This is a genomic window from Hamadaea tsunoensis DSM 44101, from assembly GCF_000428945.1.
GTDB lineage: Bacteria > Actinomycetota > Actinomycetes > Mycobacteriales > Micromonosporaceae > Hamadaea > Hamadaea tsunoensis.
On sequence record NZ_AUAX01000049.1, the window covers coordinates 1 to 14,579 of the forward strand.

General features: G+C 69.6%; 12 protein-coding genes. 1 reads left to right on the top strand and 11 read right to left on the bottom strand.

The genetic code is table 11. The features are described 5' to 3' along the window. From G401_RS0137870 to G401_RS51210, 4 genes are all read right to left on the bottom strand, one after another. On the bottom strand, nt 1-1,055 hold a 1,055-nt coding region (locus G401_RS0137870), incomplete at its 3' end, for an arabinofuranosidase catalytic domain-containing protein (RefSeq protein ID WP_051367867.1). A gap of 37 nt (nt 1,056-1,092) precedes the next feature. Then, nucleotides 1,093-2,922 carry an RICIN domain-containing protein gene (locus G401_RS0137875; protein ID WP_027346582.1) on the bottom strand — a complete coding sequence of 610 codons (1,830 nt, stop codon included), beginning with the start codon at nt 2,920-2,922 and terminating at the stop codon, nt 1,093-1,095. A 150-nt stretch (nt 2,923-3,072) separates the two neighbouring features. After that, nucleotides 3,073-5,424: a ricin-type beta-trefoil lectin domain protein gene (locus tag G401_RS0137880; protein WP_051367868.1), complete on the bottom strand. Its 2,352-nt coding sequence runs from the start codon at nt 5,422-5,424 to the stop codon at nt 3,073-3,075. Between the two features lie 453 nt (nt 5,425-5,877). Beyond that, on the bottom strand, nt 5,878-6,939 hold the full coding sequence (locus G401_RS51210; protein WP_051367869.1) for a LacI family DNA-binding transcriptional regulator: 1,062 nt from the start codon (nt 6,937-6,939) through the stop codon (nt 5,878-5,880). A 218-nt stretch (nt 6,940-7,157) separates the two neighbouring features. Between G401_RS51210 and G401_RS0137890 the strand changes: the two genes are divergently transcribed. Next, nucleotides 7,158-8,495: a ricin-type beta-trefoil lectin domain protein gene (locus G401_RS0137890; RefSeq protein ID WP_034594370.1), complete on the top strand. Its 1,338-nt coding sequence runs from the start codon at nt 7,158-7,160 to the stop codon at nt 8,493-8,495. 126 nt (nt 8,496-8,621) lie between these two features. Here G401_RS0137890 and G401_RS0137895 read toward each other — a convergent pair whose 3' ends face one another. Genes G401_RS0137895 through G401_RS0137925 form a run of 7 tightly spaced genes read right to left on the bottom strand, consistent with a single transcriptional unit; the run spans nt 8,622 to nt 14,569 of the window. Further along, nucleotides 8,622-9,473 (bottom strand): amidohydrolase family protein, encoded by an 852-nt coding sequence (locus G401_RS0137895; protein WP_027346585.1) that lies wholly within the window; start codon nt 9,471-9,473, stop codon nt 8,622-8,624. A gap of 34 nt (nt 9,474-9,507) precedes the next feature. Further along, the gene (locus G401_RS0137900; RefSeq protein ID WP_027346586.1) at nt 9,508-10,272 is read right to left on the bottom strand and encodes an SDR family oxidoreductase; all 765 of its coding nucleotides are present in this window, start codon (nt 10,270-10,272) and stop codon (nt 9,508-9,510) included. Next, nucleotides 10,269-11,282: a (R,R)-butanediol dehydrogenase gene (locus G401_RS0137905; protein ID WP_027346587.1), complete on the bottom strand. Its 1,014-nt coding sequence runs from the start codon at nt 11,280-11,282 to the stop codon at nt 10,269-10,271. The genes G401_RS0137900 and G401_RS0137905 overlap by 4 nt, the downstream gene beginning before the upstream one ends. 14 nt (nt 11,283-11,296) lie before the next feature. Continuing rightward, the gene (locus G401_RS0137910; protein WP_027346588.1) at nt 11,297-11,620 is read right to left on the bottom strand and encodes an L-rhamnose mutarotase; all 324 of its coding nucleotides are present in this window, start codon (nt 11,618-11,620) and stop codon (nt 11,297-11,299) included. 39 nt (nt 11,621-11,659) lie between these two features. Further along, nucleotides 11,660-12,847 (bottom strand): mandelate racemase/muconate lactonizing enzyme family protein, encoded by a 1,188-nt coding sequence (locus tag G401_RS51215; RefSeq protein ID WP_051367870.1) that lies wholly within the window; start codon nt 12,845-12,847, stop codon nt 11,660-11,662. Between the two features lies 1 nt (nt 12,848). After that, complete coding sequence (locus G401_RS0137920; RefSeq protein ID WP_027346589.1) at nt 12,849-13,676, bottom strand: carbohydrate ABC transporter permease; 828 nt, start codon at nt 13,674-13,676, stop codon at nt 12,849-12,851. After that, nucleotides 13,676-14,569 carry a carbohydrate ABC transporter permease gene (locus G401_RS0137925; RefSeq protein WP_027346590.1) on the bottom strand — a complete coding sequence of 298 codons (894 nt, stop codon included), beginning with the start codon at nt 14,567-14,569 and terminating at the stop codon, nt 13,676-13,678. Before G401_RS0137925 ends, G401_RS0137920 begins: the two co-directional genes overlap by 1 nt. Nucleotides 14,570-14,579: the final 10 nt, after the last annotated feature.

Consider the following 14,579-nt stretch of genomic DNA (forward strand, 5'->3'; position numbering starts at 1 on the left):
GCGGCGACGATGTTGGCTTGGACGGCGTTTTCGGTGGTGTCGGTGGGGTAGCCGGAGGTCATGACGCCTTCGTAGAAGGTGCCGGTGGCGCCGTGGCTGTTGTCGCCGCCGATGCCGAGGATGATGGCGCCTTCCTTCTTCATCGGGTTGTAGCCCGAGACGTTCGGACGCGCACCGTTGTAGAAGGTGGACAGGTTGCCGGACTGGGAGTTGCCGCCGCGGATCGACCAGTGGTTGGCTTCGCCTTTGACGATCGCGGTGGTGTAGCGGTAGTTGACGGTCGGGTCGTTGGCGTTGTAGCCGGCGTTGACGCCGGAGTAGAGGCCGTTTTCCAGGTCGGCCATGATCCATGGGCCGTTGCCGGTGCCGTAGCCCCAGACTTTGATGTTGCCGAAGTAGATGGCTTCCATGGTGCCGTTGCCGTTGTCGCGGCTGTTGGTCTCGGCGTTGCCGTAGTCGAAGCAGCAGCCGCCGTTGTAGTGGGTGCCGTCGAAGATGGCGTACATGCCTTCGGGCTGGTCGCCTTTGGCGATGCCGTTGGTGTTGTTGTTGCGGTAGCCGGTGCCGGCCGCGACGTAGACGCCGTACGCCTTCTGGCCGTTGAGGGTGGTGGGTGCGGCGGTGGCGTTGGCGAGGTTGTCGTAGCCGCCTGCGGCCGGGCCGCTGAACCCGCCCGGCGGGGCCTGGGTGAGGTGGTTGCCCCGGCCGGACTGGTCGTAGATGATCGTGATCAGGCACGTCGTGTTCGCGCAGAACGAGTCCTGCGCGGCGGCGTTGGCCACCCCGCCGGTGCTCAGTACGCCGATGTCGCGCGTGGTGTTGTCCGACGACCGGCGTATCTGGTACAGGGCACCGCCGTAGGCGGCGTACAACGCCCGGGTCGTGCTGTGCGCGGCCACGCACGGCGTACCACCGGCGGCGTAGATGTCGCACGGGCCGGACGTCGCGGCCTGCACGGTGGTCGGTGCGCTGAGGAAGCCGGCGGCCAGGAGCAGCGCGGCGGCGGTGAAGATGGCTCTCCTGCGGGGTCGCAGGGATGTGACGGGCGTTGACATGCTGAACCTCCTAAGTCCGTGGATGGGTCGTCCGGGATCAGCGCACGAAGAAGTCCTGGTTGGTGCCGGGTGCGTTCTTGCACGACCACTGGTCGAGTTGCTGGCCGAGGTTGCTGCCCGCGCCGTAGACGTCCAGGCACAGGCCGCTGTTCTTGTTCTGGAACGCGTACGAGCCGTCGGACTGCGCGATCGGCAGCCACAGGGCGTTCGCCGCACCGCCGGCCGCCTGCTGCACGATGTCGGGGACGCCGGCGGTCGTGGAGCTGCCGGACACCGCCACGTCCTGTCCGGAATTCAGGGCCCGCAACTCGCCGTAGCCGCCCGAGGCGGGCACGAACTGGAACTGCTGGTTGGTCTGTCCGTTGCAGGTCCACTGGTCGATGGCCGCACCGGCGCTGCCGCTGTTGCCGTAGACGTCGAGGCACAGGTTGTCGTTGGCGACGACGAGCTGGTGGTTGCCGCTGGGGAAGCCACCGCCCCCGGACTGCGCCGGCGTCAGGTAGACGGCGAACGCGTCGTGGGCGGACTGGAAGGTCAGCGAGACGCTGAGCGAACCGCCGGCCGCGCTCAGGTTCTGGTTGAAGACCACCTGCGGTGCCGCGAGCGGCGCCTGTTCGGGGATCCGGTCGACCGTCACGTTGACCGAGCCGTTGTTGGCCAGCCACGGCACCGCCGACAGCCCGTTGAAGGTGACCGTCGCGGTACCCGTGTAGCCGTTGCTGTCGCCGATGACGGCCACGGCGCGCTTGGCCGTGCTGTCCTCGGCGGCCGAGATCGCGGTGGAGCCGACCTGTCCCGAGGTGGCGACCAGCGTGCCGGTCATGTCCGCGTAGGTGCGCATCGCCCACCAGTTGCCCGTCGTCGTCCAGCTGCCGCCGCTCTGCGTCAGGACGCCGGTCAGGTTGGGCGTCAGGCAGCACACCCAGTTGCCGCGCATGGCGTTGGCGTACCCGGACTGGGCGAAGCGGGCGAGGTACCAGGCCGTCACGCCGGCGGTCTGACGGTCGGCCGGCTGGTACTCGTTGGCCGACAGCGGACGCAGCGGGACGCCGTTGGACGTCAGGACGTTGTTGAGCGACTGGGACACCGCGACCGGATCGTCGACGTCGCCCTCGTCGTGGTTGGTGATCCAGTCCGGCACCGTCGCGGCCGCCTTGACGTGGCTCACCCACGTCTGCCACTGCTGCGACCGGGCCAGCGGCGTGTACGCGAACGAGGGGCCGACGATGACGGCGCTCGGCGCGATGCGCCGCAGTTCCCGGAACGCCGAGTCCCACATCTGGAAGTACTGCGTGCTGTTCACGCTGCCGCCGGGCCAGAACACCGAGATGTCCGGCTCGTTGTAGATGTCGTACGCGAAGGTGAGCCCGGAGTTCTGCAACGCTCCCACGACCGCGTCGATGAAGGCGATCCAGCCCGAGCAGTCACCGTTGGCGCAGGGATAGACGGTGTTGGACGGCTGACCGCCGTCGTTGCCGTAGATGTCGCTCAGGATCACCTGGTACTGGGCGGCGTACGGAGATCGGGTCAGTCTGCGGGCCTGGGCGATGATCGAGTTGACGTCGGCCTGGGTGCCGGAACCGTATCGGTAGCCGTCACCGATCCAGCCTCGGCTCACGTGCCCTCCCCCGCGGAACGCGTTGATCCGCAGGGGTTGCAGGAGCTGGTCGGCCGGCTGGGTGCCGTCCTGGTTGACGCCGTAGAGGAAGCCCTCGCCCACACCGGTCGCCGGGCCGCGCGTCGACGCCAGGTCGACACTCAGGGCGATGGTGGCCGCCTGACTCGGCTCGGCGACGGCCAGCGGCACGGCCAGAGCCAGCGCCGACAGGATCGCGGCTGCCGTTCTGCGCCATGTTCTCTTCGTCATGCTCTTCTTCTTCCGTTCGCGCGCCGTACTCTCGCGCGGCGCGATCATTGATGCACAGGAATTGCTTTGGTCGGCCGCCCGGGCTTCAGCGTCCGGGCACGTCCGCGCCTTCGCGCCCCGGGCGGCGACGCAACTGTTCGAGGGCAGGGCTCAGGAATGGGTCCACTGCTGGTTGCCGCCGCCGTTGCAGGTCCAGATCTCGACCGCGGTGCCGTTGGCGGTGCCCTGACCGGTGACGTCGAGGCACAGGCCGGACTCGACGCCGACGATCGTGCCGTCGGAGTTCCACTGCCACTTCTGGTTGGCGCCGCCGTTGCAGGTCCAGATCTGCACTCGCGTACCCGCGGCGGTCGCATGACCCGGAACGTCGAGGCACTTGGTCCCGTACACCGTCAGCTGGCTGCTCGCCGTCGAGGTCCACTGCTGGTTGGCGCCGGTGCCGCAGTCCCAGATCTGCAGCGCGGTCCCGTCGGACTGGCTGCTGTTCGGCACGTCGAGACAACGGTTGGCGGCGACCCCTCGCACCACTCCGGTCGAGCCACCGCCGCCTCCCGTGGTGGCGGTGATCGACAGGTTGTCGAACTGCGCGGTCTCGCCCTGGCTGGTGGCGATGCCGGCCAGTCCGCCGCCGAAGGTGGAGTCGGTCGCCGTGCCGACGACCGCGCCGTCGATCGTGGCGGTGAGGGTGCTGCCCGTGAACGACAACGCGACGGAGTGCCAGCGGCCGGTGCCCAGTGCGGTGGTGGTGCCGCTGCGCAACGTCGCCGTCTGCGCCGACGTGTTGGTCCGCAGGATCGACCAGGCGCCGGTGTCGCTGACGCGCAGGTGGTACGCGTTCACCGCGGCCGGATTGTTGAGGTCCTGGCTGCCGATGCGCCCCATGACCTCGACGTACCCGGATTTTTCCAGCAGGGTGTCGGTCTGCACCGCGTAGTTGCTCCACGTGGTGCTGCCGAGCTCGGCGTACGGGTCGCTGAGCTGCTTCCAGGTGATCGGCGCCTGGGGACTGGCCTGGCGTACGCACAGGCCGGCGCGTCCCGCGCCGCAGGTCGCCGCCTCGAAGGCGCCCTGCATGTCCATGAGGTACCTGGCTTCGTGGCCGGCGGTGGCACCGTCGAAGTCGTCGGTGTAGGGCAGCCCGAGGTTGGCCGGGCTCGGGCCGGTGGCGGTCCCCTTGCCCTGCCCGGTCGTGGTGGTGATGGTGTAGAGGTAGCCGGGCTGGACGGTGAGGGAGTACCGGCCGCCGCTCGGGGTGAGGTCGGCGGCGTGGACCAGGAAGCTGGCGCTGTCGTTGGCGTTCAGGTTGGTTGCCCAGACATGTGCCGTTCCCGTGGACAGTCCGCCGGTGAGCGTGAAGTCCAGGGTCTGCGCCGCGGACGCGTCCATCGTCTCGATGACGGTGCTGTAGTCGGTGTTGTTGGGCGATTTCAGGGTGACGAAGCTGCCGTTGGCGCGGTTGCCGCCGAGATAGCCGGTGGAGGAGTCCAGGTAGCGCCAGCCGGGCGCGGAGAACTGGGTGGTGTGGGCGATCGCCCAGACGTCCTTGCCCACCGAGTACGACCCCGACCACGGCTGGTTGGCCAGGACCAGGCCCACCGTGGACCACAGGTTGTTCGGCGTGGTGGACGCGACGAGATCCCAGTTGAGGTAGCTGGTCATCTTGGCGTCGATGTAGACCCGGTTGATGCCGCGGGCCAGCTGCTTGGCACCGCCGTTGTAGTCCTGCGACCCGTTCTCGCTGGACCACAGCGACTTCCCGGAGTTGACGGCGTTACTGGACGCGTTGCAGGTCTTCTGATCGGCGAGGTACCCGCAGGAGTAGTGCACGCCGACCGCGTCGACCGCGTCGCGCAGGGCCGTGTTGGAGACCATCTGGTCGGCGGGCGAATAGGTCCAGTCCTCGGCTATCTCTATCTTCGTGCCGCTGTAGCCGTTGGCGTTGAGCGCGTTGCGTACGTTGATCGTGGTGGTGGCGTTCCACTGCTTCTCGTTCTGGGCGGGCACCAGATAGTCGATGCTCAGATTGTGCTGCCGCGCGCAGTTCAGCCAGGACACCAGGTAGCCCGCCAGGTCGCTGGAGAGGAAGGTGCCGTTGCCGATCCAGCCCGGCGCTCCCCAGGGCAGGCCGACCAGCTTGATGTTGGGGTTGCGGGCCTTCGCCTGTTCCATGATCCACCACTCGTAGCCGCGGTCGCAGTTCAGATCGCTGCGCGAGTGCGCGTGGCTGGGCTCGGCGCCGCTGGTCGAGTTGGTGTCGCCGCCGATCTCGACCTTGAGGACCTGCAAGGAGGCGCCGTAGCCGGGCTTGAACAGGTAGTCCAGGATCTGGCCGCGCTGGGGTTCGGGGTAGTCGATCAGCAGGCGGGAGTTGCCGCCGCCGCCGCTGACCGCGCCGACGCCCTCGAAGACGCGACCGGCCGAGGAGCCGTTCAAGGTGATCGCCGTGGCGGCCTGAGCGGCCGTCGGCCATGCCAGCACGGCGCAGACCGTGGCCAGCACCATACTGCTCGCCAGCGATCTGACCAGGCGCGGTCGTCGCGGAGCGACAGGGGCATGCGGTCGGTTCATGGGTGACGTCCCTTCGGAGTCCGTTGTGGAGGCACGGGTCCGCCCGGGGATGGTGTGAGGCGATCCCGTGGGCCGGGCGTCGCGCCACGGGAATGTCGGCGTCGCGCCTACGATGCGACCCCTTCGGCCGGGTCCGGACTCGCGCGTCCAGGTCTTCACCTGGAGCAGGCGACCGGGCAGTGGGCGTCGCCGGCAGGTCGGATCGTCATCGGTCGGCTCGACAGCTCGTTTGTTACCGGTAACAGGCGCCGCCCAGCGTCACCCGCACAGCGAATTTTGTCAATCCCCACTTCTCCGCGGGACGAGGCTCAAGGGCGGCCTCTCCGGCCTGACTCCGCTGTGCCCCTTGCGAACCGGGCCCGTCCAGATTCCCTTCCGGAGCGGGCCTCAGGCTCGCCGGTGCCGGCCGGGTGCCGCAGTGGTCTCCCGGATGATCAGCCGCGGCGGGTCGGCCAGTCGCGCCGGCCGCGGGCCGCCGGGGTCCACCACGTACTGCAGCAGGGCGAAGCAGTCCCGGCCGAGCCCGGCGAAATCGAGCCGGACGGTGGTCAGCGGCGGGGCGTAGAACGCCGCCAGCGGCGTGTCGTCGAATCCGATCACGCTGACGTCGCCGGGGATCGCCCGGCCCGCTTCACGCAGTGCATGGATCACTCCCAGCGCCAGGTCGTCGTTGCCGCACAGCACCGCGCTCACCTCGGGATCGACCGCGAGATGCCGGGCCGCGCGGTACGCCGACTCCGGGCCCCACTCGGCCAGAACCGGCGGCGGCGGCTGGATCCCGGCCTTCCGCAGGGCGGAGCGCCAGCCCTGCATCCGTGCGCTCGACGTCCTCGACGACGACGGGATGGCGACATGGTGGACCGTCCGGTGACCGAGATCCAGCAGGTGCCGGGTCGCGGTGGCGGCGGCCGTCCGGTCGTCGAGCGCGACCGACGGGTACGCCCGGCCGTCCTCGACGTTGTTGACCTCCAGTGCCGCCACGCACGGTATGCCAGGCGGGATCGCCCGCAGGGCATGGACGCCGGCCGCATCGAAGGCGATCACCACGACACCGCCGGAGGACGGGTCGCAGGAGTGGTCGATCGCGGCCCGGATCGCGGCCGGGTCCGGTGAATCCAGAACACCTATGTTGACGTGGTATCCAGCGGCACGGGCGGCCTCCTCCACGCCGCTCAGCAGGGCCGCCCGGCCGTAGAGGCCGGTGTCGGAGGTCATCACCGTCACCGACCGGCTCCTGCCCCGCGAAAGGTCGCGCGCGGAGCGGCTCGGCCGGTACTCCAGCTGCCCGATCGCGGCCAGTACCCGCTGCCGGGTCGGCGTGCTGACGCTCGGGTTGCCGTTGATCACGCGCGAGACGGTCATGTGCGATACGCCTGCCACCCTGGCCACGTCGCGGATGCTCGCCGAGCCCGTCGGTACGCCCCGTACGGCATCCCCCTGACCCGTCACGCTGACGATGATGTTCGCGGCCGTCCGCCGCTGTCAAGCAACGAGGGCCCGGCCCGCTCCGTCCGGCCGGCGCCCCCTTGAGGCATGTGTCGTCTGATGTATGATGTCGAGCGATCGACATTCATCTACAGAGCCCGCACCGTGTGTGCCGGACGGAAGCAACATCAAGGAGGTCCGCAGTGAAAACGCGCCCACGAAAGCTCCTCGGGCCTGTCGCCATGGCGATGCTCGCAGCCCTCGCAGTCGTCGGATTGTCGATGAGCGCCGGCATCGGTACCACCGCCGCCGCGGACACCCATCCGCTCACCGCGACCGCGGGCTGCGGACACGCTCCCACCCTGACCAGCGGTGCGCACTCGATCCAGAGCAGCGGGCAGAACCGCAGCTACATTCTTCGGGTCCCGGCCAACTACGACGCCAACCGCGCGTACCGCCTGATCTTCGGCTTCCACTGGAACGGAGGAACCGCCAACGACGTCGATTCCGGTGGCACCGACGGGTACAACTGGTCCTACTACGGGCTGCGCCGGCTGGCGGACAACGCGAACAACAGCACGGTCTTCGTCGCGCCCCAGGGCATCAACAACGGCTGGGCCAACTCCGGCGGCCAGGACCTGACCTTCGTCGACGACCTGCTCCGGCAGGTCGAGTCGGGCCTGTGCATCGACACGACGCAGGTCTTCTCCAGCGGTTTCAGCTACGGCGGCGCGATGAGCTACGCGCTCGCCTGCGCGCGGCCCACCGTGTTCCGCGCGGTCGCCGTCTACTCCGGCGGAAACCTCAGCGGCTGCAGCGGGGGCACCCAGCCCGTCGCGTACATCGGACTGCACGGCCTCCGGGACAACGTGCTGCCCATCGCCTCCGGGCGAGGCCTGCGCGACACCTTCGTGCGCGCCAATGGGTGCACACCGCAGAACCCGCCGGAGCCGGCCAACGGCAGCCTGACGCACATCGTGACCGCGTACGCCGGTTGCCGGGCCGGGTATCCGGTCGTCTGGGCCGCGTTCGACGGCGCGGGCCACGACCCAGGCCCGATCGACGGCTGCACCTGCGACGGCTGGATGACCTGGACCAAGGATGTCGTCTGGAGCTTCTTCACCCAGTTCCAGGGCCCGCCGCCGAGCACCTCACCGTCCGCCGGCCCGTCTCCCACCGGCGGAACGACGGCCAACGCGCAGATCGTGGGCAGCCCGTCGGGCCGCTGCGTCGACGTGACGGGGCAGAGCACCGCCAACGGCACCGCGGTGCAACTGTACGACTGCTGGGGCGGGTCGAACCAGCGATGGACCTACACGGCGGGCAGGCAGCTGACGGTGTACGGAAGCAAGTGCCTGGATGCGAGTGGGAACGGTACGAGCAACGGAACCGCGCTGGTGATCTGGGACTGTAACGGGCAGACCAATCAGCAGTGGGTCCTGAATGCGAACGGCACCGTCACGGGGGTGCAATCGGGTTTGTGCGTGGATGCGAACGGTGCGGGTACGGCCAACGGCACGAAGATCATTCTGTGGTCGTGCAACGGCGGGTCGAACCAGCAGTGGAGCCTTCGCAACTGATGTGACCGCCCGGGAGGACGCATCCGCGCTCCCGGGCGGCAAACCCTTGCGGTCACGCATCCATCCAGCCCGCTCGGCCCGGCGAGGGTCGCGCCGAGCGGGCTGTCCATCCGTAGAGGCTTCCGCTCAGTACGCGGCCGGTGGTGGGCCGACGGTCAACCGGTACACCCGGGCCGCCACACCGCCGAGCACGAGCGCCCGGTCCGCGGACGAGCGGCCGGCGAGCACTCCGGCCACCGTGGCGTACCAGTCGGCGTAGCTGGTGGCCAGCGTACTGACCGGCCAATCGCTGCCGAACATGCAGCGCTCCGCGCCGAACACGGCGAGCGCGTGTTCGAGATACGCCGCGATCTGCTCGGCGGTCCAGGCGCTCCAGTCAGCCTCGGTGGCCAGCCCGGACAGCTTCACGGTGACGTTCGGCCGCTCCGCCAGCCGGGCGAGGTCGTCGGCCCACGGCTGCCACCGGCCGGTCCGGATCCCGGGTTTGCCGACGTGGTCGAGCACGAAGCTCACCTCCGGCGTGGCGCGTACCAGCTCGGTCACCTCGGCCAGCTGGCGATCGCGGACGCAGAGGTCGGCGACGAGCCCGTGCTCGGCCAGCAGGCGTACGCCGGCCCGGAACCCTTGTCCCAGCGCGAATCCGTCGGCCTCGTCCTGCAGGTTGCGGCGTACTCCCTTGACCAGCGGGCGGTCGGCCAGCCGGCGTACGGCGGGGCGGGCGGCGGCGCCGAGCTCCAAGGCGACCTGGGCGACGATCCCGGCCACCACAGGCGGTCCAGCCAGCTGTTCGGCCCAGGAAACCTCGGCGAACGGGTCGCCGTTCCCGCCGCCGGCCTCGACGAACACGACCGCGTCCGGGAGCGGGCCGGACGGATCGAGATCTGCCGGGACGAATCGCCGGCGCAGCGGCACGACGTCGTCCAGCCACGGGTAGTGCCATCGGGCCGGATCCCAGAAGTGCATGTGGGCGTCGATCATGGACTGTCCTCCGATGCGGTACGCGGCCGGCTGTTCACCGGCCCAGCCAGCCGCCGTCCACGGCCACCAGGGTGCCGTGGACGTAATCCGATGCGGCCGACGCGAGGAAGACCGCCACGCCGCCGAGATCCTCCGGTCTCCCCCAGCGGCCGGCCGGGATCCGGCTGAGGATGGCCGCGTTGCGGGCGGGGTCTTCGCGCAGCGGCCGGGTGTTGTCCGTGGCGATGTAGCCGGGCACGATGGCGTTGACGTTGACACCGCGCTGCGCCCATTCGTTGGCCAGCGCGCGGGTGAGACCGGCGATGCCGGACTTCGCGGCCGCGTATCCGGGTACGGTGACGCCGCCCTGGAAGCTCAGGAGCGAGGCGGTGAAAACGATCTTCCCTTGTCCTCGGCTGAGCATCCGCGCGGCGATCTCCCGCGTGAAGATGAACTGCGAGGTGAGGTCGACGGTCAGCACATGGTCCCAGTCGGCGTCGGAGTGCTCGGCGGCCGGAGCGCGCGCGATCGTGCCGGCGTTGTTGACGAGGATGTCCACCGGCCGGTCTGCCGCGTTGAGCCGGGCCGCGAGCGCTTTCACGGCCGCGCGGTCGGCGAAGTCCACCGCGAAGCTCTCGCACTGCCGGCCGTGCGATCGCACCCGCCGAGCCACCTCCCCGCCGTCGGCGTCGAGGTGCGCGCTGACCGCCACGATGTCGGCACCGGCAACCGCGAGCGCCTCGGCCACTGCCATGCCGATCCCCCGGCGGGCGCCGGTGACCACCGCCAGCCGGCCGGCAAGGTCGAAGGGGCCGCTCATCGGCTCTCCCGGCAGTCGAGCAGGATCTTCATCTCGCCGGCCCCGGACTTCAGCGCCTCGAACGCCGCTTCCACCCGCTCCATCGGCTCGATCCGCGAGATGAGCCGCGCGGCCGGGATGGCACCGGTGGCGATCAGCTCCACGGCTGCCGCCACATCCGCGCGGGTGTAGAGCCGAGCGCCGAGAAGGGTGAGTTCGCGCCAGAAGAAGCGGTGCAGGTTCACCTCGCGCGGGTGCGGGTGGATGGCCACCATGACGAGGCGTCCGCGCGGGGCGAGCGCGTCCACCGCCGTGGTCACCCCGGCGGCTGCGCCGGAAACCTCGAACGCCACGTCCGCCTGCCCGCCGTTCCACTGCTCCAACGCCCCCGGCGTACGCGGGTCGATGCAGGCCAGGCCGAGGCCGGCGGCCAGCTCACGGCGGTACGCGTCGAGCTCGAGCACCAGTACGTCACCGCCCGCCTGCCGGGCGACCAGCGCGATGAGCTGGCCGATCGGGCCGCCGCCGACGACGAGGACCCGCTCGCCCGGCCGGACGCCCGCCCGGCCCACGTCGTGTACCGCCACGGCGGTTGGCTCGACCAGCGCCGCGTGCGCCAGATCCAGCCCGGCCGGCAAGGACACCAGCAGATCGGCCGGCACATTCCAGCGTTCCTGCATGGAACCGGCCGCGTCGATACCGAGGAACGTCAGGCTGGGGCAGACATGCCCGTTGCCCGCCGCGCACGTCGGGCACGTGGCACAGGAGCGGACGGGCAGCACGGTCACCGGGTCTCCAGCGGACCAGCCGCCGACCCGCGCGCCCACCGCCGCCACCGTGCCCGACATCTCGTGCCCGAGCACAGCCCGCGGCCCCACCCGGGCGTCCATGTCCCCCTGCAGGATGTGCAGATCGGTTCCGCAGATACCGGTGTACGCGACCAGCACCTGCACCTCGTCCGGGCCGGGCGGGACATGGTCGGTCTCGACGAGGCCGATGCTCCGCGTACCGGTGTAGACCACTTGGCGCATGACGTTTCCCGTTCTCAGTCGAGGTGCCAGGCCTCGGTCATGACGGCCCACTGCTGGCCGTCCGGCGTGCCGGGCAGGCGTACCTGGCACGGGTCGGTCAGGGTCCACCACTGCCGGGTGACCGGATCCGCCGCGATCGCGGCACTGTCCGCCGCGTAGTCCGCGCCGGTGTATTCGTAGTAGGCGAACAGCAGATCGCCGAAGACGAAGATGGTGTAGTTGGTGAAGTGGCTCTGGCGCAGCCTCTCCTCCACCGCCGGCCAGACTTCCCGGTGCAGGGCCAGGTACTCCTCTCGCCGCTCCGGGGCCACGCCGATCACGCTGCCGAACCGTTGCATCTGTTCGCTCCTTATTGACATGGCCTGGTCGCGCCCTGTTCAGGACGCCGCCGGCTCCTCGCTCATCCAGTACGAATGTTCCGCCGTCACCGGGAACAGCCGGTGTCCGGCCCGCTCGGGCCGCACGCCCGGACCGTCGGCGGGCGAGGTGCCCGGCCGGGGCTTCCAGGCTCTGATGACCTCCTCGTCGACGTCGAATCCGAGCCCCGCGGACTCGCCGAGCACGAAGGCCCCGTTCTCGACGCGCAGGTCGACGCTGACACCGACCGGCGGTTCGATGATCTGCAGCTCGCTGGTGATGTGGTTGGGTATCGACGTGGCGGCGTGCAGCAGGCCCACGGGCATGGTGCCGATGGGGCTGACCGGGAGGTCGTGGGCGTGGGCCAGGGCTGCGACCCGCAGGAAGTGGGTCACGCCCCACACCGCCGCGGCTTGGACGATGTCGACCGCCCCGGCCGCCAGCAGCGAGCGGTACTGCTCCAGCCCGGTGAGGTTCTCCCCGGTGGCGATCGCGGCCCGGACTCCCCGGCCGACCATCGCATGGCCTTCCGCGTCCCAGCGGCGGACCGGCTCCTCGACCCACGTGAGGTCGACCGAGCGCTCCAGTTCGCAGATGTGCCGTACCGCCTGCTTGCGGCTCCACGACTCGTTGGCGTCGAGCATCAGGCTGGGCTGCATTCCGCCGCCCGCCTCGGTGAGCACGTCTCGTACCAGTGTCAGCCGTTTCCGGTCCCGTTCCACGTTGAGGCCGCCTTTGAGCTTGGCGGCCCGTAAGCCGTACTCCGCATATTGCCGGTACAGCGTCACCAGCTCGTCATCGGACAGTCCGATGTCCAGCCCCGAGGCGTACGCGGGCAGCCGCGGGTCGCGACCGCCCAGCAGACGCCACAGCGGCTCACCGGCCGCCTTGGCCTTGATGTCCCACAGCGCCGTGTCCAATGCGCCGATGCCGCCGAAGGCGGCGCCGGCGTGACCGGCCTTGAAGGTCTGCCGCAGCATCCGGTCGTAGAGGGCGGTCACGGCCCGGGGATCTTCGCCGTCGATCGCGCTGAAGGTGGCCTCCAGTCCTGCATGCGAGCCCAGTCCGACGCCGGTGATCCCCTCGTCCGTGGTGACGACCACCAGCGGCACCTCGGTGATGCCGTCGGCGAACACCCCGTTCGCGTCGCCGACGGGGCGCCCCCAGTCCTGGAAGGTCGTGAGGGCGCGATACCCGGTGATACGCATGTCAGCCTTTCGTTGAACCAGCGGTGACGGCGTCCGCGATGCGGCGTTGGAAGACGAGGTAGACCGCGAGCACCGGCACCGCGGCGATGATGACGCCGGAGGCGAAGGTCGGGATGTCGGAGGAGTACTGCCCGCGCAGTGCGGTGACGCCGACCATCAGGGTGCGGTGCTCGGCCGACGGCATCATCAGCAGAGCGATGAGCACGTCGTTCCAGCAGAACAGTGCGTCCAGGACGCCCACGGACAGCAGCGCCGGCAGGCCGATGGGCAGCATGATGCGCCGGTAGACGCCGTAGAAGGAGTTGCCGTCCAGCCGGGCGGCGTCCACGATGTCCTTCGGAATGGCACTGTAGTAGCTGGTCATCAGGTAGATGGTGAACGGCAGGAACTGGGCGACGTAAGCCACGACGAGGCCGGGGTAGGTGTCGATGAGGCCGACGGCGGTCATGGTGCGCACCAGCGGAACCATGATCACTTGGAACGGTATGAACAGTCCGGCGAGGCAGCCGAGAAACAGCGTCCGTGAGCCCCGGAACTTCAGGTGGCTGAGCGCGAAGCCGGCCATCGAACCGAACAGCAGCAGGAGGATCACCGCGCCGCCGACCACGATGAGCGAATTGACGAAGTAGCCGGCCATACCCGCGCTGTTCCAGGCGTTGGCGATGTTGTCCCCGCGCAGCGTGGTGGTAGCCGAGAAGCGGTCGAGGATGTATTCGCGCCGGGTCTTCATGGCGGCGTTGGCGGTGAACAGCAGCGGATACACCGTCGCCAGCGCCAGCGTGGTCATCAGCAGGGCGAGGACCCATCGGCCCAGCCGGGCGGTCCGCATCAGTCCTCCCGGCCCGAACGACGCAGGATCGCGATCTGCCCGAGTCCGACGACGAGCATGATCAGGAAGAGCACCGTGGAGGCGGCCGACGCCAGCGCGGGACGGTTCATCTGCCCCTGCTGGATCCACACGTAATACTCCGGCAGGGTGGTGGATCCGCCCGGACCGCCGCTGGTCATGACGTAGAGCAGGCCGAACATCGAGGTCAGCAGTCCGATCATGGTGGTGACGAAGACGAATTGGATGGTGCGCGACAGGCCTGGCACGATGACGTGCCGGATCAGCTGGACGAGGGACGCGCCGTCCGATCGGGCGGCGTCCAGCAGCGACGGGTCCAGCGTCGCGAAGCCGGCCAGGAAGACCACCAGGGCCATCCCGAAGGTCGCCCAGATGTGGACGCCGACGACGGTGAACAGCGCGGTCTTCGAGTCGCCCAGCCAGTCGACCGGTGCCATCCCCACCGCGGCGAGCAGCTTGTTCAGCGGACCGTCGTAGCTCAGCAGCAGGTTGAAGATCGAGCCGACGATCACCGGGGACAGCACGGCCGGGAAGAAGTAGACGCTCCGGTAGAGCCGGTGGCCGGGGACCTTGAGGAAGATGAAGGTCGCCAGCAGTCCTGGGATCGCGACCGCCACCGGCAGCAGCACGACCAGCCAGCCCACGTTGCGCAGAGCGATGCGGAAGTACGGATCGTGCAGCAGTTCGCTGTAGTTGCCGAACCCCACCGGGGTTCCGTCCTGGTCACCGTCGCCGGTGAAGGAGAAGTCGACTCCGAGCAGCAGCGGCCAGAGCCGGAACACCACCAGGACGACGGCTGCCGGAGCGATCAGGACGTAGGCGGCGAGTCGGTCGCCCAGCGGCCGTCGGTCGTCGGCCGCCCGCCGGGGCGTCATGCCTGCTGCG